This is a genomic window from Buttiauxella sp. 3AFRM03, assembly GCF_003675305.1.
In the GTDB taxonomy this organism is placed as follows: Bacteria; Pseudomonadota; Gammaproteobacteria; order Enterobacterales; family Enterobacteriaceae; genus Buttiauxella; species Buttiauxella ferragutiae.
Genome location: NZ_CP033076.1, coordinates 203,464 through 229,423 on the forward strand (window position 1 = coordinate 203,464; position 25,960 = coordinate 229,423).

Here is a 25,960-nt window from a genome sequence, read left to right on the forward strand (position 1 = left end):
ACCCGCCGTTGAGGATTTGTGATGCGCTACACTTTCCCGCTACTTTCCATGATGGCTTTCTGGGCCACGACCGCCGCTTTTTGCTGCATGCGGTTTTGCATCTGGTCGATGATGACCGCCACAATAATCACGATGCCTTTGATGACCATTTGCCAGAATTCACTTACGCCCATCATCACCAGGCCGTCAGCCAGAAAACCAATCACGAATGCACCGACCAGCGTGCCAAGAATGGTGCCGCGCCCGCCAGCCAGCGACGTTCCGCCGAGCACCACAGCGGCGATGGCGTTCATCTCAAAGGCCGTGCCGTTTGCCGGGTGGCTGGCAACCAGCTGCGCGGAAACCACAATCCCGGCGATGGCGGCGCAAAAACCGGACAGCGTGTAGACCCAAATTTTCACCTGGCGGACTTTGACACCGGACAGTTCAGCGGCGCGTTCGTTATCACCAATGGCGTAAACATGGCGGCCAAAGGGCAGGCGGCGAGCGACATAGGCAATGGCGACGGCCAGCACAATCATCATCCAGATAGCCCACGGAATACCGAACAGCGTGCCGGAGCCAATCAGGTCAAAACCGGTATTGCCGAGTTGTGGGTTACCGGAAAGTCCGGGGAAGGTTTCACCGCCCGAGGTCAACATGGCGGCCCCGCGCAAGATGTACATGGTGCCGAGGGTGCAGATAAACGGCGCGACGTTGTAGCGGGTGATAATCCAGCCGTTGGCCGCGCCAATCAGCCCGCCAACCAGCAGCACCAGCGGCACAATCACCCACACACTTGGGAAGATAGCGATGCCGAACATCGGCAGCACAATACCTTTGGTTATCAGCCAACCGGCAATCATGCCGCATAGCCCAAGCGTGGCGCCTATCGACAAATCAATGCCCGCCGTGATGATGACAAAGGTGATGCCGAGCGCCAGGAAAGCGTTGATAGCAATGTGTTTAATCATGATCACCAGGCTGCCCATGGCGAGGAAATCTGGCACCATGATGGCGAAGAAGCCGACAATCAAAAACAACGCAATAAAGGTGCGCAGTTTGAGCAGTAACAGCAGCAGATTTTCCCGCGAGCTAAACGGCGAGCCTGGTCTGGCGTTGAGCGCGACAGTATCATTCGTTTTCATATCAGAACCCTTGTGCACTAGCGGAAACCAATGCCGATTCTTCGGCGTGTTCGCGGGGAATATCAGCGGTAATTTTCCCGCCTGACATCACCAGAATGCGGTCGGAAACCGCCATGATCTCTTTGAGATCGGAGGTGGAAAACACCACCGCAATCCCTTGCTCCGAGAGCTGAACCATCATGCGGAACACGTCGGCTTTTGCGCCAACGTCGATTCCACGCGTCGGTTCATCGAGCAGTAGCAGTTTCGGGTTGGTCAACAGCGAGCGGCCAATCACCACTTTTTGCTGGTTCCCGCCGCTCAACGCCTGAATTTCCACATCAGGTGAGGAGACTTTTATCGATAAGTTGCCGATGGTGCTGGCCACCACCGCCGTTTCATCAAGCTGCGAAATCGCAAAACCACGCTGTAAACGCCGCCATAAACTGGCAATCGTCAGGTTGCTGGCGACCGACGATATCGGGAAAATCCCGGTACGTTTACGGTCTTCCGGCACCAGACTCATTCCCATACGGATGCGTTCGGCGGTGGCAAGGCGCGGCGGCACCGGTTTGCTGTCGAGCCATAATTTGCCGAGGTAATTGCGTTGTGTACCCAACAGGCATTCGAACAATTCCGTGCGCCCGGCCCCCATCAGCCCATAAATGCCGACGATTTCACCTGCGCGTACCTGAAAACTGACGTCGTTCACCACCGTGTTTCCCGCAGAATTGACGCAGGTGATGTGTTCGGCCTCAAGTATTGCTGCTCCAAAATTGCGACCGGGTTTCAGGAAACTGGATACTGGTTCGCTGCCGAGCATTTCGCGCACAATCCATGGCACGTCGATATCACACACCTGCGCTTCGGCCTGGAATTTGCCATCGCGTAAAATGGTTATCACGTCGCCAATCGCCATTAATTCTTCCAGGCGATGCGAGATATAAATAATGGTGACGCCCTGGCGGGTGAGTTCGCGAATCACCCGGAACAGAATTTCCACTTCGGTTTTACTGAGTGCCGAGGTCGGTTCGTCAAGAATCAAGATGTCGGCGTCTTCGGCCAGTGCTTTGGCGATTTCAACCAGTTGCTGTTGGCCGACTTTCAGGTTTGCCACAATCTCTTTCGGCGAAATCGGCTGATCCAGGCGCTTGAGCAATTCCGCGCTGCGTGCCTGTTGCGTGGCTTCATCAATGGGCGACAAACCGTGTTGCAGTTCGCGCCCGAGGAAAATGTTTTCGGCAACCGTCAGGTTTTCGAACAGGTTCAGCTCCTGGTGAACCATGCCGATGCCATGCGCGGCGGCCTGGCGGGTGCTATTAAATTGCACCACTTCACCATTCAGGCGGATTTCACCCACACTCGGTTGCTGAACGCCCGCCAGAATCTTCATTAGCGTCGATTTGCCCGCCCCGTTTTCACCGATGATGACGTTCACTTTGCCGCGCCAGACGTTGTAATCAATGTTGTCCAGCGCCACGGTGCCGGGGAACAGCATCGAAATGCCACGGGTGCGCAGAATGATCGGATCTTGCGACATTATGGTTGCCCCCGTTCCAGTGAAACTGCTGCGGCATCGCTCAAGGTACCGTTGCGCAGGGTGACGGCCATCACCACCGTGATGGGTTGTTGTTGCCAGCTTTCATCAACTTTCGGCAAGTGTTTTGCCGCTTCGCGGTTGTAGGCTTTTGAGAGCTGCGCAAACTGCACCTGATTGGTGAAATCTTCGAACTTGTAGCCAGTCGCATCACGGATTGCGTTACCACGAATCATCGGCCCGACCTGCACTTGCAGTGGCTGATCATTAACGGTGACGGTCAATGTGCGTTCACGTTCGTTAGCCAGAGACACGCTGTCGACTTTGCCCTGAACCTTCACGAATACGCTTTCGTTATTGGCGCTGGCGGCACGGGTTTTCAGCGCGCTGCTGTCCAGCGCTTGTGTCTGCGCAGGCGTCATCACTTTGTTGTTCCAGGTTTGTTGCGCTATCTGCGCGGGTGTCTGGTTGGCGAAACTCGCTTTCGCATTGGGATCTGCAGGAATAATCGGTTGCCCGTTTTCATCCAGATCCACCACCCGGCAGGCAGTGAGCAACAGGGCACTGCAACATAACAGGCCAATACCCCATTGTTTGAGCGACATACAGCCTCCCGGATTACTTAGCCAGCTTGAAGGTTTTCAGCATCGATGCATTGCTGTCGTCAATTAACACGCAGTCCATCAGCTGTTTTTCCTGCAATTGCGGTTTGCCGTTTTTCAGGTAGAAATCGGCTTGCACCACGGCCATTTGTGCTTGTTCCCAACCGGGTTGCAGCACGGTGGCTTTGATATTGCTCTTCGCGATAATCGAATCGCGCACGTAGTCGCTACCGTCAAAACCCACCACGATGACATTGGTTTTCCCGGCGGCTTTTAAGGCGGCTTCTGCGCCAAGCGCCATGGTGTCGTTACCGGAGATCACGCCAACGATGTCGGGCTGAGTCTGCAAAATGGACTCCATGCGGGTGAAGGCTTCGGTCTGACTCCAGTTAGCGGTTTGCTGCGCCACCATTTTCATATCCGGGTAGTCGTCGAGAATGTCGTGGTAGCCCTGTGAACGCACATGGGCGTTGGTATCTGACTGGCGGCCCAGCAGTTCAACATATTTGCCTTTGCCGTTAAGCAATTTGGCAAATTTATCAGCACCCAACTGCGCACCTTGATAGTTATTGGAAACAATCTGCGCCACGGCCACGCCGGTTTTGTTGATTTCACGGTCGATAAGGAACGTCGGTACTCCGGCGGCTTTCGCTTTTTCCAGCGGGCCGACGGTGGCATCTGCACCGGCGTTATCGAGAATGATGGCTTTCGCTTTACGGGCGATAGCGGTTTCAATCAGCTGGTTTTGTTTGTTTACATCATCGTCATGAGAGGCAACCAGCGTGGTGTAACCCAGCTCTTTTGCCTTCGCCATCGCACCGTCGGCTTCGGCTTTAAAGAATGGGTTGTCATGCGATGGGGTAATAATGGCAATCAGCCCATTATCAGCAGCATAGAGATTGGCAGATGAAGCAAGCAGTGCAGCAACGAGTGAGGTCTTGACCAGGGTAAATTTCATTTTTATCTCCACATTGAATATATATTCAAACATGATTTATTATTCAATGTAACGATATGCCCCGCTTATGGTTCTGTCCATGTGGAATCGATCAAAATGATAAAAAGGCGAATGTGATCACAAATCGTACGAATTAACGGTAAAAGGAATGCTGTCTTGTTATTTATGCAGGGTTGAATAAAAATATCAGGTAGAGAAACAGGAGGCGCTCATGTCAAAGCAGGACGAACAACGTTTGTTGGTCAAGATCGCGACGCTCTACTTTGTAGAAGGGATGAAGCAGTCAGAAATCGCCGGGTTATTGCACCTGTCGCAGTCATTTGTCTCACGCGCCATCACACGCTGCCAGAAAGAGGGTGTGGTAAAGATCAGTGTTATCCAGCCCGCTAATATTTTTCTTTCGCTCGAACAGGCGCTGGAGAAAAAATACGGAATTCGCCAGGCGATTGTGGTGGATGTCGACGAGTCGGCACCCGCCGCGCAAATCAAGCATGCGATTGGCAGTGCTGCCGCGCATTATGTCGAAACGCGTTTGCGGCCAAACGATTTGGTCGGTATCTCTTCCTGGAGTTCGACCATTCGTGCGATGGTCGATGAGCTGCACCCGCAGAGCATTAAAGCGCGCGGCGTGATTCAACTGCTCGGCGGCGTGGGGCCGAACGGTAACGTGCAAGCAACCATTCTGACGCAAAACCTGGCGGCACAACTCGATTGCCCGGCCTGGCTGCTGCCATCGCAAAGTATTGAGCATTCCGTTGAAGAGCGAGCAAAACTGGTCGCCAGCGATGATGTCGCCGAAGTGGTGAATAAATTCGCCGAAGTGGACGTGGCTATTCTCGGTATCGGTGAGCTTGAGCCGTCTCAGCTGCTGAAAAACTCAGGCAACTATTATGGCGAAGCGATGCTGAAAACCCTGGCCGAACGCGGTGCGGTGGGGGATATCTGCCTGCATTATTTCAATGCGCAGGGCGAGCCGGTTTTGAGCAAAGAAGAAGACCCGGTTATCGGCATGGAGCTCAGCCAGGTCCGCGACTGCCCGCATGTAGTGGCGCTTGCAGGCGGAAATGACAAGGCTAATGCCATTCGTGGTGCACTACACGGCGGCTATATCGACGTGCTGATCACCGACTACCCGACCGCCAGCCAACTGCTGTAATTCCCCTTTGATGACCGTTTTCAGGTGAGCACGCTGAAAACGGTCATTTTCAACTTTCTGAGTTGCCGCGAAATCGTTTTATTTCCGGCGTTTTTATTGAGAACCATCACAGAACATGACCATTTTGCCCGAATGACTATTTTTGCTACCTAAAGTATTCACATGCTATTTACATCTATGAAACATAACAGCAGTGAACGCGAAGGAGCCAGTCATGACAGCACCTGTACAACACCCAATGTATATTGATGGTCAATTTGTTCAATGGCAGGGCGATAAGTGGATTGATGTGATCAATCCTGCTACTGAAGCACTGATTTCACGTATTCCTGATGGGGGAGCCCAGCAAGCTCGCGATGCCATTGACGCGGCAGCAAAAGCGCAAGCGGGTTGGGAAGCATTGCCCGCCATTGAACGTGCCGGATGGCTGCGTAAAATTTCTGCCGGTATTCGCGAACGAGCGAAATCAATCAGCGCGCTGATTGTGGCGGAAGGTGGCAAAACCCAACAACTGGCGGAAGTGGAAGTGGCCTTCACCGCGGATTATATCGACTACATGTCCGAGTGGGCGCGCCGTTACGAAGGCGAAATTCTGCAAAGTGACCGCCCGGGTGAAAATATTCTGGTGTTTAAACGAGCGTTAGGCGTCACCACCGGTATTTTGCCGTGGAACTTCCCGTTCTTCCTGATTGCCCGCAAACTTGCCCCCGCGCTGATTACTGGCAACACCATCGTTATCAAACCGAGCGAATTCACGCCAAACAACGCTATCGCTTTTGCGGAAATTGTCCACGATATCGGGCTGCCAAAAGGGGTGTTTAACCTAGTTCTGGGGCGCGGTGAAACGGTAGGGCAAGAATTAGCGGGCAACCCGAAAGTGGCGATGGTCAGCATGACTGGCAGCGTTGGCGCGGGTGAGAAAATCATGGCGGCAGCGGCCAAAAACATCACCAAGGTGTGCCTGGAATTAGGCGGCAAAGCACCTGCTATTGTGATGGACGATGCCGATCTTGATATCGCGGTGAAAGCGATTGTTGATTCACGGATGATCAACACCGGGCAGGTATGCAACTGTGTGGAGCGTGTGTATGTGCAAAAGGGTATTTACGACGAATTTATTACTCGCCTGAGCGAGGCCTTTAAACAGGTGAGTTTTGGTGACACTGGCGAGCGTAACGATGTTTCGATGGGGCCATTGATTAACGCCGCAGCACTTGAACGTGTCGAGCAGAAAGTGGCGCGTGCGGTCAGCGAAGGCGCGCGTGTGGTGCTGGGCGGTAAAGCACCAGAAGGGAAAGGGTATTTCTACCCGCCAACGCTGCTGGTGGATGTGCGCCAGGAAATGGCAATTATGCACGATGAAACCTTCGGCCCGGTACTGCCTGTCACGACGTTTGAAACGCTGGAGCAAGCACTTGAGATGGCTAATGACAGCGATTACGGATTGACATCCTCGGTGTATACGCGTGATTTAAATGTCGCGATGAAAGCGATTAAAGGGCTGAAATTCGGCGAAACCTACGTCAACCGTGAAAACTTTGAAGCAATGCAAGGTTTCCACGCGGGCTGGCGTAAATCGGGTATTGGTGGTGCCGATGGCCGCCACGGACTGAATGAGTATCTGCAAACGCAAATGGTCTATTTGCAGGTGTAATGATTTGTTATACAGGGAAGCTACGGCTTCCCTGTACTCCTCGCACCTGACTCCTTGTCCGCCGTTTGGATTTAAGTCAAAACGATTAATTCACAGCCCGAATTCATTTGTTGGATTCATATCTATAACTAATTAAACTATTGATATATAAGTTATATTTTTGTCTATTTTTTGATTTTCAACCTGAAAAACTGACCGCGGTCACACTATAAAAAACCAGACTGCTTATTCTTCTTCACCTGTTAACCATGTTTATCATTTGTCCGGCAGCGCGTCGGCACAGGGAAGAATTATGTCAGTAAAAGGACTGCGTTTTACGCTACAGGTGGCGGGGCTTGAGCCGGACACCTTTGCGGTGGTGAGTTTCTTCCTCCGCCAGCATTATTCCTCCTCCTTCATCCTCGACGTCGATGTTGCCAGCGACTCCTTCCGCCAGACTGCCGAACAGTTACTCGAGCAGAATGCCACGCTGACGGTCTGGCAGGGTGCCACCGCCGTGCGCCATGTCAGCGGCATGATTGCCACCTTCGGCATGAGCGAGAACAACGGCTGGCAGATGCGCTACCGTTTCCGCATTCATCCTCCCCTGTGGCGCTGCGGCCTGCGCCAGAACTTCCGTATTTTTCAGCAGCAGGATATCCGAACCATCACCGCCACGTTGCTGGCGGAAAACGGCGTCACGGACTGGACCTCCTCCTTTTATGAGAGCCATCCGGCACGGGAATTCTGCGTTCAGTACGGGGAAACTGACCTGGATTTTCTGGCAAGACTGTGGGCCGAGGAAGGCATCAGCTTCTTCGATGACGCCTCAGCGCAGGTGCAGAAACTGACGCTGTGTGATGACGCAGCTGGACTGGTCCGCGCAGAAAATACCTTTCCCTTTAACCCGAATACCCCGGACGTGACCAGGGAGTGCATCAGCGTGTTTCGTTACGAAGCGAACGTGCTGCCGTCTTCGGTCATGAGCCAGGATTACACCTTTAAGGTACCGGACTGGCCGGGGAGGTATAACCACAAGGCCGACAGCCTGAACGGCCAGCGCGCACAGTATGAAATTTATGATTATCCGGGGCGTTTCAAGGATGAGCAGCACGGCCGGGATTTTACCCGTTACAAAACCGAGGGCTGCCGCAATCAGGCGGAAACTGCCACGGGGACCAGCACGTCAGCGACGTTATGGCCGGGGGTGCGTTTCACCCTTTCCGGTCACCCGATAAAGGCCCAGAACCGGGAATGGCAGGTGGTGAGCAGTATCCTGACCGGTGACCAGCCGCAGGCGCTGCATGGCAGTCGCGGCGAGGGCACCACCCTCATCAACCAGTTCAGTGTGATGCCCGCCACACGCACCTGGCGTCCGGCCCCGCGCTTCAAACCGAAAGTCGATGGCCCGCAGAATGCGGTGGTGACCGGCCCGCCGGGGGAGGAGATTTTCTGCGACGAACACGGGCGGGTGCGGGTGAAATTCCGCTGGGACCGTTATCACGGCGGCACGGAAGACAGCTCGTGCTGGATACGGGTGTCACAGGGGTGGGCCGGTGCCGGGTTTGGTCACCTGGCGATACCGCGTGTCGGCCAGGAAGTGATAGTCGATTTCCTCAACGGTGACCCGGACCAGCCGATAGTGATGGGGCGGACTTATCATGAATTTAACGGTTCACCGGGAGACCTGCCGGGAACGAAAACGCAGATGACCCTCCGCTCAAAAACCTACAAGGGCAGCGGGTTTAACGAACTGCGCTTTGATGACGCGACCTCAGCGGAGCAGCTGTACCTCCATGCGCAGAAGAACATGGACACTGAAGTGCTCAATAACCGCACCACCGATGTGAAAGTCAACCATAGCGAAACCATCGGTGGCAACCAGGTCATCACCGTGAAGCAAAACCAGCTGCAGACGGTGGTGCAAAACCAGAAAGAAATCGTGGGGCAAAACCAGAGTATCACCGTCGGCCAGAACCAGTCGGAGACGGTGGGTATTGTCCGCGCGCTGACCGTGGGGCTGGCTTACCAGACCACCGTCGGGGGCGTGATGAACACCTCGGTGGCGCTGACGCAGTCCTCACAGGTGGGGATACAGAAATCGCTGGTGGTCGGTAAGGGGTATCACGTCAGCGTCGGGGAGAATGTCACCTTCACGGTGGGTAAAAACCGCACCGAGAGCACCGGCAAGGTGGCGGTGTATTCCGCAGGTGAGCATCTGGAACTGCGCTGCGGGATGGCGAGGCTGGTGCTGACGAAGGACGGGAAAATCTTCCTCAACGGCACCGCCATTAATCTGCAGGGTGTGCAGAGCGTCAGCGGCGATGCCCTGATGATTAACTGGAACTGCGGTCTGACGGACAATCAGCCGGAAGCACCGGAGGCGGACAGCAGCCAGCCGCCGGACATGCGGCAGTTCTGAACGGCAGCCCCGCGTAACCATCAATTTTCAGTTCATGTAAACAAAAGGATTTGTGTATGACCGGTAAACCCGCGGCACGGATGGGTGACATGACGGCAATGGGCGGCCCGATAGTTCAGGGCTCCGCAGGGGTGATGATTGGCGCGCCAACCGGGGTGGCCTGCTCGGTGTGCCCGGGCGGCAGAACCTCCGGCCACCCGGTGAACCCGCTGCTGGGGGCCAAGGTGCTGCCCGGTGAAACCGACCTTGCCCTGCCGGGGCCGCTGCCGCTGGTGCTTTCCCGTACCTACAGCAGTTATCAGACCCGGACGCCGGCACCGGTGGGCGTGTTTGGCCCCGGCTGGAAAGCGCCTTTTGATGTGCATCTGCAGATACGCGATAACGCCCTGATACTCAATGACAACGGCGGCAGAAGCCTGCACTTTACTCCGTTGTTTCCGGGGGAGGTGGCGCTCAGCCGCAGTGAATCCCTCTGGCTGGCGCGGGGGGGCGTGGCCGCCCTGCAGGATAACCACCCGCTGTATGCCCTCTGGCGGGCACTCCCGGAAGACCTTCGCCTGAGCCCCCATCGCTACCTCGCCACCAGCAGCCCGCAGGGGCCGTGGTGGGTGCTCGGCGGGTGTGAGCGTATTCCCGGCGTCGACGAGGTGCTGCCCGCGCCGCTGCCGCCGTACCGGATACTGACCGGACTGGTGGATAATGTCGGGCGCAGGATGACCTTTCACCGTGAGGTTGCCGGTGAATTCAGCGGTGACATCACCGGTGTCACCGATGGCGCAGGCCGCCGCTTCCGGCTGGTGCTGACCACGCAGGCACAGCGCGCAGAACAGGCCCGGAAACAAAAACAGCCGCCTTTCCCGGAGGCGTTGCCCGCCACCGGTTACGGCACCGACACCGGCGTGCGCCTGGCGGAAGTGTGGCTCACCCGAGACCCGCTTTACCCGGATAACCTGCCGGCTGAGCCGCTGGTGCGCTATCACTATTCCCCGCGGGGCGAGCTGGCCGGGGTGGACGACCGCAGCGGCACCGCCGTGCGCGGCTTCACGTATGATGCACTGCATTCCGGAAGGATGGTGGCGCACCGTTACGCCGGTCGCCCGGAGATGCGTTATGTCTATGACGCTGACGGGCGGGTGACGGAACAGCGCAACCCCGCAGGGCTAAGCTACACCTACCGCTATGAGCAGAATCGCGTCACCACCACCGACAGCCTGAACCGCCGCGAGGTGCTGCACACCGACGGTGAAGGCGGCATGAGACGGGTGGTCAAACAGGAATTTGCCGACGGCAGCCTCACCCGCAGCGAGTTCGATCCGGCCGGCAGACTGGTGGCGCAGACGGATGCGGCGGGACGCACAACGCAGTACCGGCTGAGCCCCGGCAGCGGCCAGCTGACGGAGACCGTCGCCCCGGATGGCCGCCGCACGGCGTTTTACTACAACCGCCAGCAGCAACTGACCAGCACGGTTCACCCGGACGGCCTGAAAAGCCGGCGTGACTATGATGAGCACGGCAGGCTGACCGGCGAAGTGCAGCGGGACGGCACTCAGACGCGTTATGGTTATGATGATCCGCACAGCGAATATCCGACCACCCGCGACGATGCCACCGGCAGCCGCCAGATGAGCTGGAGTCGCTACGGCCAGCTTCTGACGTACACCGACTGCTCGGGCTATGAAACCCGCTATGAATATGACCGGTTCGGGCAACTGAGTGCCGTGCATCAGGAAGAAGGCCTCAGCCGCTACCTGGCTTACGATGCGCGCGGCAGGCTGGTCAGTCAGCAGGATGCGCAGGGCAGGCAGACGCGTTATGAATACAACGTCGCCGGTGACCTCACCGCCGTGATGTCCCCGGATGGCCGCCGCACCACCACGGCGTATGATGCGTGGGGTAACGTGGTCAGCACCACCCAGGGCGGGCTGACACGCCGGATGGAGCACGACCCGGCCGGGCGTGTCACGGCACTGATGAACGAGAACGGTGCCACCACCACCTTTGGGTACGATGTGCTGGACCGGCTGACGCAGGAAAGCGGCTTTGACGGCAGAACGCAGCGTTACCACTACGGCCCCACCGGGCAGCTCATCCGCAGCGAAGATGAACAGCTTGTCACGCACTGGCATTACGATGAGGCAGACCGCCTGACACACCGCACGGTGAATGACGAACCGGCAGAACAGTGGGGCTACAACGAACGGGGCTGGCTGGCGGACATCAGCCATCTCAGCGCCGGACAGCAGGTGGCGGTTCACTACGGTTACGACAGCCGGGGGCGGCTTATCAGTGAGCGCCAGACGGTGCATGATCCGGCAACGCAGGCGCTGCTCTGGCAGCACGAGACAAAACAGGCCTACAGTGAGCAGGGGCTGATGAACCGGTTTAAGCCGGATAACCTGCCGCCGGTGGCGTGGCTGACCTACGGCAGCGGGTATCTGGCAGGCATGAAGTTCGGTGACTCGCCGCTGATGGATTTCACCCGTGACCGCCTGCACCGCGAGACACAGCGCACCTTCGGGGATTATGAACTGACAACGGCCTGGACCCCCGCCGGGCAGTTACAGCACCATCACCTGAGCCTCCCTCAGCTTAACCGCGATTACGGCTGGAATGCAGACGGGCAGCTGACCGGTATCCGTGGGGCGCATGAGCAGCGCGATTACCGGTATGACGGAGCCGGACGGTTACTCAGCACACAGATAACCTCCGCGCAGCATACGCTGTCGCAACTGACCCTGAGCGACCCGGCGGGCAACCGGGTGGCGGACAGGAAGACCTTCCCGGCACTGCCGCAGAGCTGGCCGGCTAACCGCATCAGCGAAGATGCGCACTGTTTTTACCATTACGACCGCTACGGCAGGCTGACTGAAAAGGACGAACGGCGCATCCACCCGCAGGGCAGCATCACGCACCACTATAGCTATGACCACCAGCACCGGCTGACGCATTACCGGCGGATGCAGAACGGCAACATGCTGACAGAGAGCCGTTATGCTTATGATCCGCTGGGCCGCCGCATCCGCAAACAGGTGTGGCAGGGTGAGGCATATGATGGCGGCTGGTACGTGCCGACAGAGCCGGCGGAAAGCGTGTGGTACGGCCAGGAGGGCGACCGCCTGACCACCACGCAGACGGATAAGTCACGTATCCAGACGGTGTACCTGCCGGGAAGTTTCACGCCTCTGCTGCGGGTGGAGACGGCAACAGCTGCGCTGGAAAAAACCGTACGCCGCACGCTGGCGGAGAAACTGCAGCAGGACGCGGGGCTGGTGCTGATGCCGGAACTGGTGACGCTGCTGGATAACCTGGAGCGGGAGCTGCGCAGCGGCCAGCTCAGTGACCAGAGCCGCCAGTGGCTGACGCAGTGCGGGCTGAGCGTGGAGCAGATGGAAAACCAGCTGGAGCCGGAACACACCCCGGAGAGAAAAATCCATCTTTACCACTGCGACCACCGGGGACTGCCGCTGACACTGATTGATGAAGCAGGAGCGATAGCCTGGCAGGCCGAATACGATGAATGGGGCAATCAGCTGGCAGAGGAGAACCCGCATCATCTGCAACAGCTCATTCGTCTGCCGGGCCAGCAGGCTGATGAGGAGACGGGATTGTATTACAACCGCCACCGTTATTATGACCCGCAACAGGGGCGGTATATTACCCAGGATCCTATTGGGTTGGCGGGTGGGATGAATTTGTATGTTTATCCACTGAATCCAAACAAGAATATTGATCCTTTAGGATTAGAACCATTTACTGGTATTGATATGGGGGCAGGGATCAATGAACGAGCTTCTCTGGGTGAATGGATGACTGGGCATGGGGATTCTCCGGAGGAAATAAGTAAAGCTATGGCGCCATTTTTACCACCAAATCCTATGTCAAGAGAGTGTCGGGCATCTGGAACAGCTGCGTTAGGTACTGGTGTATCAGGATCTGTTTCAGCTAATGAAAATACAGGTGTTAGTGGGCTTGGCAGCATTCCAGTTGCTGCTGTTGGCGCACGCGCAAGTGCGACATGTGGGCTGAAATTTAGAGACCCTAAAGCTAAGGATTTAAAAGCAGCTGCTGGCTTTTCTATTGGATTCGGAATTGCAAGTATTGAGATAATGCAGACATCAACATGGCCAGAAGTATACATTGGTGCTGGGCCTGGGGCTGGCCCAGAACTTAAAATCCCATACAATCCTAATGTATCTGTACCATTTTTCTAGGTAGGGTAAATATGTGTGAAGAAATTAGAATTGCCAGAATTATTGTGTTCTTTATTATATTTTCATTGGCTTTAATTGCCGTCTTTTCAGGAATGAATTTTTGCAAGAGGAAAAACATAGATTTTAATACAATCACTGGTATGTTTGAAATGTATGCTCGGGTATTTAAATTTGAAGATAAGATGTTTTCTTTCTTGATGCTAATTTGCATGTACGGAGGTGCTTTGCTCGGGATAATTATGATCGGTATCAGTTTTTGGGCCGAAGGGAAAGGATGTGTGTTCCCAACGCAACATAATAAATAACCATCAATGCAGAGGTGTTAGTGTAACTTAAAAGGTCTGGAGAGTATTTTGTACGGAAGGATATGTGATCCTACCCACGTAATGCAGACACGGCCCTAAGCGAGATTCAGATTTTCAAATTGTTCCGGGCTGAGTCCGCCACAGGCACTGTGGCGACGCCACCGATTGTAATCACACTCGATATAATTAAACACCGTCGTCCGCATCATTTCCCGGCTGATAAAGCGTTCACCGTGGATACATTCGACTTTCAGTGAGTGGAAGAAGCTTTCTGCACAGGCATTATCGTAACAACAACCCTTTGCACTCATGCTACCGCGCAGGTTATGCCGCTTCAGTAGCGCCTGATAATCCGCTGAGCAGTACTGCCCACCACGGTCGGTGTGAACGATGACATTTTCCGGGTGCTTACGTCGCCACAACGCCATCTGTAGCGCATCGCAGGCCAGCTGTGCCGTCATCCGCGATGACATTGACCAGCCGATAACAGCACGTGACCACAGATCGATGACGACAGCCAGATATAGCCAGCCTTCATCAGTACGTAAGTAGGTGATGTCACCCGACCATTTCTGGTTTGGACCGCTGGCGTAAAAATCCTGCTTCAGCAGGTTCTCCGACACCGGCAGGTCATGCTCGCGGTAACTGACCGGGCTGAACTTCCGTGACGCTTTCGCCCGAAGCCCCTGACGACGCAGGCTGGCTGCCACGGTTTTCACGCTGAAGCGGTAACCCTGAGCATGCAGTTCATCGGTCAGGCGCGGTGCGCCGTAGCGCTGTTTTGCCCGGTGAAAAGCCTCGTGCACGGCGCTGTCACAACTCAGACGGAACTGCTGGCGTGAGTTTAGCCTCGCACGCCGCTGAGCCCACGCATACCAGCCGCTGCGGGCCACCCGGAGGACGCGACACATGGCTTTGATGCTGAACTCAGCCTGATGTTTTTCAATAAAGACATACTTCATTTCAGGCGCTTCGCGAAGTATGTCGCGGCCTTTTGGAGAATGGCCAGCTCCTCGTCCCGTTCCGCCAGCTGGCGTTTGAGACGAGCATTTTCAGCAGCGAGTTCATTTTCACGCTCAGAGGATGAGAGCTGTTGCTGCTGTTTACTGCGCCAGTTATAAAGTTGCGATTCATACAGGCTGAGTTCACGGGCAGCGGCAGCAACACCGATGCGTTCAGCGAGTTTCAGGGCTTCACTGCGAAATTCAGGGGAATGCTGTTTACGGGGCTTTTTGCTGGTTGATACTGTTCTTGTCATGTGAGTCACCTCTGGTTGAGAGTTTACTCACTTAGTCTCGTGTCCACTATTCGCGGGTAGGATCAATGTTGGGTTGAGGGGTGGGTGGAATTTGTATGCATATCCGCTGGATCCAGTTAAGGGAGTAGATCCATTAGGGCTGATTACATTTAGTGGTGCATTTGGTAAGGAGGCTGGTTCAGCAGTGAATGCTGCTTCCGAAGGCTATATGTCATACGAAGAAGCATCGGCAACAATAGATGCGGCAAATGGACCAACATATTCACCATTACTATTTTCAGTTAGTGCTGATGCCGGCGTATCTGGTTATGGAGTATTTGGTGGAAGTTTTTCTGGTGGAGTTCTTACCGGAAATGGCGATAAAGGATTGGATTTATGTTCGTATCTTATGGCATGTCAGGGAGTTGGGGGCGGTGCTGAGGGTGCTATTTCTCTATCAGGTACTATCAGTAATGCACCTCCCAGCAGTGGCATGACTATTCTTTCCGGGGCAACGACCGATGTTGGCTTTATTATTAATGGTTCTGCGACTGGCTTGGTTGAAATAAATGGCAGTAATGGTCCTATAAATCTTTCTGCTACCCTTGCTGCTGGGGTGGGAGGGGGAACATTCTCAGGTGGTATAACTTGCCAACAATATACTCGCTGTATAGTTAATTGAGATAAATATTATGATTAATAGAAAGATATTGTATTGCTTTGTTTTTTTCTGCCTTTAGTAGGGTGTAATGATACTAATGTGAATATTGCTAAAGAGAAAGTGCAAGAATTTCATGTTAAATACAATGAAAAAGAATTTGATGTTATTTATGATGCAATTTTGTCTAAAGAGTTTAAAGAATCTATGAATAGGGATAATGGCATTCCATTTATGAGCAATGTGTATGATATATTTGGGGGTTATCAGAATAGTGAATTAAAAAAAACTAACGTAATCACAGGGTTTATTGGTGGTGAAAAAATAGAATTATTTTATTATTCTAACTATAAAAAATATACCGTAAATGAATTATTTGTTCTGAAAAAAGAAAATGATAGTTATAAAATAATTAAAGTAGAATATTCTAATACTCAAGTGAGGAGTGGTAAATAGATTTCATAGCATTGATAACATATGTGAATTTACCATGTTCTAATGAAAATACATGATCAATTGACAATGTTTAACTGATGACAAATAGAGATAAGCTGAATCAGAAAATACGGCCCGCTGCAGAGAGTATTTTTCAGTTCATGTAAACAAAAGGATTTATGTATGACCGGTAAACCCGCGGCACGGTGGGCGACATGACGGCAACAGCCGCGCTGGAAAAAGCCGTACGCTGGCGGAGAAACTGCAGCAGGACGCGGGGCTGGGTGCTGATGCAGTGGCCAGCTCAGTGACCAGAGCCGCCAGTGGCTGACGCAGTGCGGGCTGAGCGTGGAGCAGATGGAAAAGCAGCTGGAGCCGGAACACACGCCGGAAAGAAAAATCCATCTTTACCACTGCGACCACCGGGGACTGCCGCTGATTGATGAAACCGGAGCGATAGCCTGGCAGGCAGAATACGATGAATGGGGCAATCAGCTGGCGGAGGAGAACCCGTATCATCTGCAACAGCTCATTCGTCTGCCGGGTCAGCAGGCTGATGAAGAGACGGGATTGTATTACAACCGCCACCGTTATTATGACCCGCAACAGGGGCGGTATATTACCCAGGATCCTATTGGGTTGAATGGTGGGTGGAATTTATATTGCTATACATCGAATCCAGTACAGCAAAGTGACCCATTAGGTCTTAGTGATAATTGGGGAACCTTTTTTTCATTGGGAACTGTAGGTGGAGTTGACTATGGCGAAGCCGCGGAGTCTGCAGGACCCCGTTTATCATCTGATGAATCGGTTAGAGCATTAAGCAATATGGCATCCACTGAAGGAGCGTGGACTCCAGGTTCTGAATATGCAAAAGCATGGGCAATTAATACGCCAATTATTGGGTTGACAGCTATATATGGGCCAGCGGCATCTTTAGTGAATATTTTAAAGAGTAGCACCATTTTTTGTTCTGCAAATGTAACATATCAATTGGTTGAATATGGAGAGGTAAATCCTTCTGATGCTTTCGCCGCTGCATTGACCGGCGTTTTCTATTCTGGACGTTCACTTGGTGCCAATACATTGATCGCCTCAGGGATTGCTTATTTGAATACTGGGAGTAACGGTGGCGCTGTCGGTGCAGGGACTGGATCATTCGTAAGTGGTCTTCTGGGGAAAATACCTTTGTTGTCAAATGTTATTGGTGATTATGCGACAGGATTAATTTCTGAAGGCACCAGTGATAATGTGGGGAGTTCAATGAAAAAGGATAATGACAATGATTAAAATTTATTTTTTTAAACGCTGTAATAATTTCAATGAAAATATTTCCATGGCCTCATACATATTGATATCTGCTTTGTCAGCTTTCCTTGCTATTATTGTGGTAATTGGCGCAATCTATTACTTTAATGGGGCGCGGGGGCATTATGATGGCGGGTATACACTAAAGGTTTTAAAATTAATTTTCATAAGCGGTTTTTTTGCAATTCTTTATAGTTCTGTGACATTTTATTTTGATAAGAGAAAGGTTAAGGGGGTGATTAATGAATTTAAACATGAATACAATAATATGGATTGTGATAAAGGAATGTGTGTTACAAGGAGTATGGATGAAAAATCTATTCCTGACACCTTGAAAGAAATTAAAAAAAGACAAGTTCATGATAGAGAGTTGAGAGAATTAAACATTCAGTCTATAAGTGTTACAGTGACAGGGATAAATATGAGGAGAATGGAATACAGGGTTTTTTGTATTTCCATGTACTCTTCAGAGCGAAGTGAGAATATTTACTTTAATTTTTATACAATAAATAGCGGAGATCTAATGTTGAGGAATATAGAATACTCAGTTGATATTGTACAGGTTGAAGTGTGAGATTAAGCGGGAGAATGACTGGCGTAATGGGGCAACCAGCTGGCGGAGGAGAACCCGAGTTGATCCGTCTGCCGGACCAACAGGCTGATGAGGAGACGGGGTTATATTACAACCGCCATCGTTATTATGACCCGCAACAGGGGCGATATATTACCCAGGATCCGATTGGGCTGGCGGGTGGGTGGAATGGGTATACAGATCCACTGAATCCTGATCCTACCCACGTAATGCAGACACGGCCCTAAGCGAGATTCAGATTTTCAAATTGTTCCGGGCTGAGTCCGCCACAGGCACTGTGGCGACGCCACCGATTGTAATCACACTCGATATAATTAAACACCGTCGTCCGCATCATTTCCCGGCTGATAAAGCGTTCACCGTGGATACATTCGACTTTCAGTGAGTGGAAGAAGCTTTCTGCACAGGCATTATCGTAACAACAACCCTTTGCACTCATGCTACCGCGCAGGTTATGCCGCTTCAGTAGCGCCTGATAATCCGCTGAGCAGTACTGCCCACCACGGTCGGTGTGAACGATGACATTTTCCGGGTGCTTACGTCGCCACAACGCCATCTGTAGCGCATCGCAGGCCAGCTGTGCCGTCATCCGCGATGACATTGACCAGCCGATAACAGCACGTGACCACAGATCGATGACGACAGCCAGATATAGCCAGCCTTCATCAGTACGTAAGTAGGTGATGTCACCCGACCATTTCTGGTTTGGACCGCTGGCGTAAAAATCCTGCTTCAGCAGGTTCTCCGACACCGGCAGGTCATGCTCGCGGTAACTGACCGGGCTGAACTTCCGTGACGCTTTCGCCCGAAGCCCCTGACGACGCAGGCTGGCTGCCACGGTTTTCACGCTGAAGCGGTAACCCTGAGCATGCAGTTCATCGGTCAGGCGCGGTGCGCCGTAGCGCTGTTTTGCCCGGTGAAAAGCCTCGTGCACGGCGCTGTCACAACTCAGACGGAACTGCTGGCGTGAGTTTAGCCTCGCACGCCGCTGAGCCCACGCATACCAGCCGCTGCGGGCCACCCGGAGGACGCGACACATGGCTTTGATGCTGAACTCAGCCTGATGTTTTTCAATAAAGACATACTTCATTTCAGGCGCTTCGCGAAGTATGTCGCGGCCTTTTGGAGAATGGCCAGCTCCTCGTCCCGTTCCGCCAGCTGGCGTTTGAGACGAGCATTTTCAGCAGCGAGTTCATTTTCACGCTCAGAGGATGAGAGCTGTTGCTGCTGTTTACTGCGCCAGTTATAAAGTTGCGATTCATACAGGCTGAGTTCACGGGCAGCGGCAGCAACACCGATGCGTTCAGCGAGTTTCAGGGCTTCACTGCGAAATTCAGGGGAATGCTGTTTACGGGGCTTTTTGCTGGTTGATACTGTTTTTGTCATGTGAGTCACCTCTGGTTGAGAGTTTACTCACTTAGTCTCGTGTCCACTATTCGCGGGTAGGATCATCCTACTAAGTATATAGATCCATTGGGATTAACTAAAACCGCTCAGTCGTATATCGTTAGTAGAGATCTAGCAGCTCTTGGTGATGAGGCTAGATCTCGTTGGAATCCACTTACACATACGTTTACAGTAACGACAGATGGTCAGGGAATATATTGCATACGTATAGTTGGGGGAATGATGAAAATTTAAAAGGGTGGAATTTAGATCAACCATCGATATAAAAACAGCCAGAGAAGCATTGGATAATGATTTGGCCAAGCCAACACTGGCCGAAAATTATTGTGTGGAACAGGTATATAATGAATTAAATAAGAAAGAAAGTGAACATATAAATTTATTCATTGCAAGGAATTGTAAGCAAGAAACAAATAAATTATTATTGGAAGCAATGTCTATTTGTACTAATGGCCGTTGGGGAGCGTCACCGTTTCCACCGAAACCAGGTATATATGGGTATTCATATTGATTATGAAAAATATATTTTTGAGTTTGTTAATCGGCGCTGGTGTTAGCATAGTTTCTGTTATTATCTATACGGAATTCATTAGCTTATATGGTAAGGGGTGTTATTTTTTCTATGTTAAATTATTTTTTGCATTGAGTATTATTGGTGGTGGAGGGGGGGGTCTATTGCATTTTATACACAATAAAAAAGGAAGGTTTTATTTGTAGTGTTGCTTACGGAACCCTCACCTCGTTTATGATATTTTTTTTGATCGGGTTTATTATTGTAAATACTTATGGGTCATAGCTTTCAATAATTAAAAGAAATGGATCGAAAAATGGTCATGATCGCAGGTAAGTCGTACTGATAAATGCTTAGGACGGCACTGACTGGCGGGCAGAACTGAACCCGTGGGGCAGCAGTATTTAATGATTTTGCCGATTCTTTGGTTTGTCGTTCCTGGCAAAGGTTGCCTTGTGATGGTGGTTAATTAAGTTGATTAACCCTTGTGTCATTCCATTTAAATGAGAATCATTTACTTTTGTTGGCGGAAATGATAATAATTATCAACAGTGCTTTGAGCTATAGCTAATATCCTGTTAGTTATAGCTTTTTACTTACTATTGATAAGGATATTCATGTCTGCTTTACCACAAACTCGTTTACGCGTACTGCCTGCATTAATGCTTTCCAGCCTGCTGTTTTCCACTTCATTATTTGCTGATACCTCGTTTACCGTTGAAAGAAAACCGGTCGGTAAAGGCGCGTATGAAATGGCCTATAGTGCGGATCAATCGGCCTTGTACGTTGCCACTTCGCAAAGCCGCAAACTGGATAAAGGCGGGGTGGTTTATCGTCTTGACCCGGCAACCCTCGAAGTGACGCAGGCGATTCATAACAACCTGAAGCCGTTTGGTGTGGCGCTTAATAAAACCACCGGCACCTTGTTCCTGGGTAACACCACCAGCAGCGCGGTGACCGCCATCAACAGCAAAACAGGGGATGTGATTAAGTCATTGGTGGTTGATGAAACCAAACGTAGCGAAACGGTGCGCCCGCTGGCTCCACGCCAGTTAGTGGTCAACGAGGCTACCAACACGCTGTATATGGGCGGGTTGGGGGAGTCCAGCGTGTTGTGGGTGATTGATGGGGCGACGCTTGAGTTGCGCGATACGATTAAAGATCTCGGCAAAATGGCGACGGGGCTGGCGATTGATGCGAAAGCATCGCGCATTTACATGACCAACGCCGACAACGAATTTATCGTTATCGACAGCAAAACGGACAAAGTGGTCTCGCGGACTAAGCTGGAAACCGAAGGTGAGCATTTCTATCTGAATATTGCGCTGGATAAGGCAAACAACCGTGCGTTTATCAGCGATTCAAAATCCCCGCAATTGTTGGTTGTGGATACCAAAACCAGCAAAGTGCTGAACAAAGTGGATGTGCCGCTGGGTCTGGATGTGTTGTTCAACCCGACGCGCAACGAAGTCTACGTGACGCATCGCAAAGCCGGTAAAGTCAGCGTGATTGATGCGAAAAGCTACAAAGTGCTGGAGACTATCGACACGCCAGCCCTGCCAAACAGCCTTGCACTTTCGCCGGATGGGCAACAGTTGTTTGTTAGCGTGAAGCAGCCGGGCAGCCGCGAAAAAGAGCCGACCAGCCCGGATGATATTTTACGTATTAGTTTTAACTAAGCTGTGATGAAAATGGTGGATGACGCTAATCGCTTATCCACCCTACAAAGCCAAAATCGTAGGTCGGATTAGCGCAGCGACATCCGACATTTTCACGGACTCACTCGCTGTCCGCTTTCTCCGCTTTGCCTGCCATTTGCGCCAGGAAATCGTAGCTTTTTTGCAAATCTGCAGCGGCATCTTTCCAAAGCTGTTCGGCAACTTCTGGCTGCTGCGCGTTCAGGCGGCGGAAGCGCTGTTCTTTCATTAGCGTATCGGCCAGCGCATCAGACGGCGGACGCGAATCCAGCGCCAGCGGCAATTTACCTTCGTCGGCACGACGCGGATCATAGCGATAAAGTGGCCAAAAACCCGTTGCGGTGAGCTGGCGCATTTGATCATGGCTGAGTGCCAAATCGTAGCCGTGTTCTTCGCAAGGGCTGTAGGCGATTATCAGCGACGGGCCGGGATAAGATTCGGCTTCCTGAATCGCTTTCACGGTTTGGTTAAGTTGTGCGCCGAGTGAAATCTGCGCCACATAAACATGCCCGTACATCATCATGCTAACGCCGAGATCTTTACGCGCTTTACGCTTGCCGTGTTCGCCAAACTTAGTGACTGCACCCAGCGGTGTCGCTTTCGATGCCTGGCCGCCAGTGTTGGAGTAGCACTGGGTATCCAGCACCAGAATATTGACGTTTTCGGTCAGGCTTAACACATGATCCAGGCCGCCAAAACCGATGTCATACGCCCAGCCGTCACCACCAATCAGCCAGATAGATTTTTCAACCATGGCGTCAGCGTCGGTGATTAACTGGCGCGCGTCCGGGTCGTCGATATTCGCCAGATGTTTGCGCAGTTCAATAACCTGCTCGCGGCGCACTTCTGGCGTGGCTTGAGCATGCAGTTGTTCGTTGAGTTCGGCGGGCAGTTGGTCAGCGAACTTACCAACCAGACGCATCACGCGGGCGCGATGTTGATCGACTGTCAGGCGGAAACCGAGCCCAAATTCGGCGTTGTCTTCAAACAGCGAGTTCGCCCAGGCCGGGCCGCGCCCGTTGGCATCGGTGGTGTACGGTGTAGACGGCAAGTTACCGCCATAAATCGATGAACAACCGGTGGCGTTGGCAATCAACATGCGGTCGCCATACAGTTGGGTGAGCAGTTTGATATACGGCGTTTCACCGCAGCCGGAACACGCGCCGGAGTATTCAAACAGCGGTTGAAGCAGCTGTGAAGTACGGATATCGATGCGCTCGAGGCTGGTGCGATCCATTTCCGGCAGACTGAGGAAGAAGTCGTAATTCTCTTTTTCTTCTTCAACGTGCTCAAGGCGCGACATCATATTGATGGCCTTGATTTCCGGGTTCTGGCGGTCTTTCGCCGGACAAACTTCGACGCACAAGTTACAGCCGGTGCAATCTTCAGGTGCTACCTGCAATACGTATTTCTGCCCACGCATATCGCGGGATTTCACATCCAGCGATTGCAATCCGGCAGGGGCGTTTTCCATCGCTTCAGGTTGCACCACTTTGGCACGAATGGCCGAATGCGGGCAGGCGGCAACGCAGTGGTTACACTGGGTACAAATATCTGGCTTCCAGATGGGGATTTCTTCGGCGATGTTGCGTTTTTCCCACTGCGTGGTGCCCATCGGCCAGGTGCCGTCTGGCGGCAGCGCGGAAACAGGTAGCGCGTCGCCGAGTCCTGCAAGCATCGCGGCGGTGACGGTTTTGACGAAATCAGGTGCCGCATCGGAAACCACTGGTGGGCGCATTGGGCTGCTTTCGTTCACTTCCTGCAATGTTACTTCAGCCAGCGATTCACGCGCCAGGGCTAATGCCTGCCAGTTACGTTCCACCAGTTCCTGGCCTTTGCTGCTGTAGCTTTTGGCAATGGCACCTTGCAGTTCTGCCAGTGCGCTGTCGCCAGGCAGGATATTGGTCAGATGGAAGAATGCCATCTGCATGACGGTGTTGATACGCGCGCCAAGCTGGCATTCACGGGCGATTTTTGCCGCATTGACCACAAAGAAGCGCGCTTTTTTCTGGTTCAGGACAGCCTGCACTTCTTGCGGCAGGCGATGCCACACTTCGTCCGCGCCATACGGTGTGTTGAGCAGGAAAATACCACCCGGTTTCAGGCGCTCGGTCATCTGATATTTGTCGATAAACTGCAACTGGTGGCAGCCAACAAAATCTGCTTTATCAATCAGGTAGGTCGAGTTAATCGGCTGCTCGCTGACGCGCAGGTGAGAAACGGTCAGGCCGCCTGCTTTTTTCGAGTCATAGACGAAATAACCCTGGGTGAAGAACGGCGTCGAGTTACCGATGATTTTGATATTGTTTTTGGTAGCTGACACGCTGCCGTCGCTGCCCAGCCCGTAAAACAGCGCTTCAAGTTTGGCACGGTTCGGCAGGGTGTTTTCCGGCAACGGTAACGACAAATTGGTGACATCGTCGTAAATACCGACCGTAAAGCGTGGGCGCGGTTTGGCTTGGGTCAGTTCGTTAAATACCGCTAGCACGCAATCCGGGCCAAACTCTTTGGACGAAAGGCCGTAACGCCCGCCAATCACGCGAGGCAGCGTTTCACGCTCGCCACGGTTAAAGGCTTCGGCAAGGGAAGTCATCACGTCAAGATACAGCGGTTCGGCCAGTGCGCCGGGTTCTTTGGTGCGGTCGAGCACTGCAATCTGGCGTGCGCTTTCTGGCAATACTTCCAGCAAATGGTCGGCGGAGAAGGGGCGGAACAGGCGAACTTTCAGCACACCCACTTTTTCGCCGCGCGTCAGCAGTTCATCAACCACTTCCTCGCAGGTGCCAATAGCTGAACCCATCAGGATAATGACGCGTTCGGCTTGCGGGTGGCCGTAATATTCAAACGGGCGATACTGGCGACCCGTGGCGGCGGCAAAGCTGTCCATCGCTTGTTCGACGTGTTGGTAAACCGCGTCGTACCACAAATTACTGGCTTCGCGGGACTGGAAATAAGTGTCCGGGTTGGCGGAGGTCCCACGGATAACCGGATGTTCAGGATTGAGCGCACGGGCGCGGTGTTCATCAATCTCTTTTTGCGGCAGCAGTTCCAGGATGGTGCTGTCAGCCAGCGGGACGATTTTGTTGATTTCATGCGAGGTGCGGAAACCATCGAAGAAATGAATAAAAGGCACCCGGCTTTTCAGTGTGGCGATATGCGAAATCAATGCGAAGTCTTGCGCTTCTTGCACGCTGCTGGCACATAACATCGCGCAACCGGTCTGGCGAATCGCCATCACATCCGAGTGATCGCCAAAGATAGACAGCGCATGGGTTGCAATGGTGCGGGCCGCCACATGCAGTACAAACGGCGTTAATTGTCCGGCCAGTTTGTAGAGTGTCGGGATCATCAGCAGTAAACCCTGCGATGAAGTAAATGAGGTGGAAAGGGCACCTGTTTGCAGCGCGCCGTGAACCGCGGCAATCGCTCCCGCTTCGGACTGCATTTCTACCACGCGAGGGATATCTCCCCAGATGTTTTTCCTGCCATCTCCAGACCAGGCATCAGCAAGTTCCGCCATAGTTGAGCTGGGAGTTATCGGGTAGATGGCAATTACTTCACTGGCGCGAAACGCCACAGAAGCGACTGCACCATTGCCGTCAATTGTGATCATGGGACACCCTTACATTGCGCAACAAAATAAACATGAATAGACCCGCATGCCTGCGCGAGTCGAAGAATAATCATTTAATTCTAGCAAACCCCACAGAAGGTGATTTTCGCTTTTGTGTCCTGTGTTGAGCTTTGATTGAGGTCGTGAAAAGGATAGATGGCGGTGTTTTGCGCAATTAAGTGATCTACTTTGCAAAATCACACACTTTTTATGGCTTTGTGGCCTCGACGGAACACAGCGGCAGCCTTATGCTTCTTAGGTTTTGCAACATTCAGGAGAGAAGAGTCATGCGAGCTGCGTTTTTAGCCGGTTGTGCCGCGCTGTTATTATCAACCTCATTGTTGTCGGCATGCAGTAGTGAACCACCTCAACAAGCCACCGCGGCTCACGTACCGCCGGGTATGCGCGCAGCGATGTCCAGCCAGGGGCAAGCAAGTTGTGCAATGATTGGTGGTTCGCTGAGCGTTGCTCGTCAGCTAGATGGAACGGCAATCGGGATGTGCGCAATGCCGAACGGCAAACGCTGTAGTGAAAACGCGCTTGCCGCCGGAACGTGTGGGGCTTATTAGTCG

Annotated in this window: 16 protein-coding genes and 3 pseudogenes; 12 read left to right on the top strand and 7 right to left on the bottom strand. The window is 52.7% G+C overall.

Going from position 1 to position 25,960, the window contains the following annotated elements:
- Nucleotides 1–26 precede the first annotated feature (26 nt).
- From D8682_RS02225 to D8682_RS02240, 4 genes are read right to left on the bottom strand one after another with little or no spacing between them, the layout of a single operon-like run.
- Nucleotides 27–1,127 carry an ABC transporter permease gene (locus D8682_RS02225; protein WP_121813392.1) on the bottom strand — a complete coding sequence of 367 codons (1,101 nt, stop codon included), beginning with the start codon at nt 1,125–1,127 and terminating at the stop codon, nt 27–29.
- A gap of 1 nt (nt 1,128) precedes the next feature.
- Nucleotides 1,129–2,646, bottom strand: a complete 1,518-nt coding sequence (locus D8682_RS02230; RefSeq protein ID WP_083963394.1) for a sugar ABC transporter ATP-binding protein — start codon at nt 2,644–2,646, stop codon at nt 1,129–1,131.
- Entirely contained in the window at nt 2,646–3,248 is a 603-nt protein-coding gene (locus D8682_RS02235) for a DUF2291 family protein (protein ID WP_121813393.1), read from the bottom strand. The genes D8682_RS02230 and D8682_RS02235 overlap by 1 nt, the downstream gene beginning before the upstream one ends.
- Before the next feature lie 13 nt (nt 3,249–3,261).
- Nucleotides 3,262–4,203, bottom strand: a complete 942-nt coding sequence (locus D8682_RS02240) for a D-ribose ABC transporter substrate-binding protein (RefSeq protein ID WP_121813394.1) — start codon at nt 4,201–4,203, stop codon at nt 3,262–3,264.
- 211 nt (nt 4,204–4,414) lie between these two features.
- On the opposite strand from D8682_RS02240, the gene D8682_RS02245 reads away from it, so the two are divergent.
- The 4 genes and pseudogenes from D8682_RS02245 to D8682_RS02260 all read left to right on the top strand — a co-directional run.
- On the top strand, nt 4,415–5,359 hold the full coding sequence (locus D8682_RS02245; RefSeq protein ID WP_121813395.1) for a sugar-binding transcriptional regulator: 945 nt from the start codon (nt 4,415–4,417) through the stop codon (nt 5,357–5,359).
- Between the two features lie 214 nt (nt 5,360–5,573).
- Complete coding sequence (aldA, locus tag D8682_RS02250; RefSeq protein ID WP_121813396.1) at nt 5,574–7,013, top strand: aldehyde dehydrogenase; 1,440 nt, start codon at nt 5,574–5,576, stop codon at nt 7,011–7,013.
- Nucleotides 7,014–7,305: 292 nt separating this feature from the next.
- Complete coding sequence (locus tag D8682_RS02255) at nt 7,306–9,414, top strand: type VI secretion system Vgr family protein (RefSeq protein WP_121813397.1); 2,109 nt, start codon at nt 7,306–7,308, stop codon at nt 9,412–9,414.
- A 56-nt stretch (nt 9,415–9,470) separates the two neighbouring features.
- Nucleotides 9,471–13,157: pseudogene (locus D8682_RS02260) on the top strand (RHS element core protein); the annotation flags it as partial.
- A gap of 868 nt (nt 13,158–14,025) precedes the next feature.
- Here the strand turns inward: D8682_RS02260 and D8682_RS02270 are convergent.
- A protein-coding gene (locus tag D8682_RS02270; protein ID WP_121813398.1) for an IS3 family transposase occupies nt 14,026–15,188 on the bottom strand; the annotation gives its coding sequence in 2 pieces (ribosomal slippage) (nt 14,026–14,927 and nt 14,927–15,188; 1,164 coding nt in all).
- Between the two features lie 91 nt (nt 15,189–15,279).
- Here D8682_RS02270 and D8682_RS26635 point away from each other — a divergent pair.
- From D8682_RS26635 to D8682_RS02295, 5 genes and pseudogenes are all read left to right on the top strand, one after another.
- Complete coding sequence (locus tag D8682_RS26635; RefSeq protein WP_162302973.1) at nt 15,280–15,849, top strand: hypothetical protein; 570 nt, start codon at nt 15,280–15,282, stop codon at nt 15,847–15,849.
- Nucleotides 15,850–15,927: 78 nt separating this feature from the next.
- A complete protein-coding gene (locus D8682_RS02280; protein WP_121813399.1) occupies nt 15,928–16,281 on the top strand; it encodes a hypothetical protein in 354 nt (117 codons plus the stop codon).
- A gap of 279 nt (nt 16,282–16,560) precedes the next feature.
- Nucleotides 16,561–17,550 (top strand): annotated as a pseudogene (locus D8682_RS02285) (RHS repeat-associated core domain-containing protein); the annotation flags it as partial.
- The gene (locus D8682_RS02290) at nt 17,543–18,142 is read left to right on the top strand and encodes a hypothetical protein (protein WP_064546968.1); all 600 of its coding nucleotides are present in this window, start codon (nt 17,543–17,545) and stop codon (nt 18,140–18,142) included. The pseudogene D8682_RS02285 and the gene D8682_RS02290, both read left to right, overlap by 8 nt.
- A 27-nt stretch (nt 18,143–18,169) precedes the next feature.
- Nucleotides 18,170–18,387 (top strand): annotated as a pseudogene (locus D8682_RS02295) (RHS repeat-associated core domain-containing protein); the annotation flags it as partial.
- On the opposite strand, the gene D8682_RS02300 reads toward D8682_RS02295, so the two are convergent.
- Nucleotides 18,384–19,546, bottom strand: a protein-coding gene (locus tag D8682_RS02300; protein WP_121813401.1) for an IS3 family transposase whose coding sequence is annotated in 2 segments (ribosomal slippage) — nt 18,384–19,285 and nt 19,285–19,546 — 1,164 coding nt in all. Because the reading frame shifts where the segments join, the coding sequence is not laid out codon by codon here. The pseudogene D8682_RS02295 and the gene D8682_RS02300 overlap by 4 nt on opposite strands.
- Nucleotides 19,547–19,805: 259 nt before the next feature.
- Here D8682_RS02300 and D8682_RS26645 point away from each other — a divergent pair.
- Together D8682_RS26645 and D8682_RS02305 are read left to right on the top strand one after the other, a co-directional pair.
- Nucleotides 19,806–20,078: a hypothetical protein gene (locus D8682_RS26645; protein WP_162302974.1), complete on the top strand. Its 273-nt coding sequence runs from the start codon at nt 19,806–19,808 to the stop codon at nt 20,076–20,078.
- A gap of 617 nt (nt 20,079–20,695) precedes the next feature.
- Nucleotides 20,696–21,757: a YncE family protein gene (locus tag D8682_RS02305; RefSeq protein ID WP_121813402.1), complete on the top strand. Its 1,062-nt coding sequence runs from the start codon at nt 20,696–20,698 to the stop codon at nt 21,755–21,757.
- 100 nt (nt 21,758–21,857) lie between these two features.
- Here the strand turns inward: D8682_RS02305 and nifJ are convergent, their stop codons facing one another.
- Entirely contained in the window at nt 21,858–25,388 is a 3,531-nt protein-coding gene (nifJ, locus tag D8682_RS02310) for a pyruvate:ferredoxin (flavodoxin) oxidoreductase (RefSeq protein ID WP_121813403.1), read from the bottom strand.
- A 287-nt stretch (nt 25,389–25,675) separates the two neighbouring features.
- Here nifJ and D8682_RS02315 point away from each other — a divergent pair, with 287 nt between their 5' ends.
- Nucleotides 25,676–25,957 carry a DUF333 domain-containing protein gene (locus tag D8682_RS02315; protein WP_064546958.1) on the top strand — a complete coding sequence of 94 codons (282 nt, stop codon included), beginning with the start codon at nt 25,676–25,678 and terminating at the stop codon, nt 25,955–25,957.
- Nucleotides 25,958–25,960: the final 3 nt, after the last annotated feature.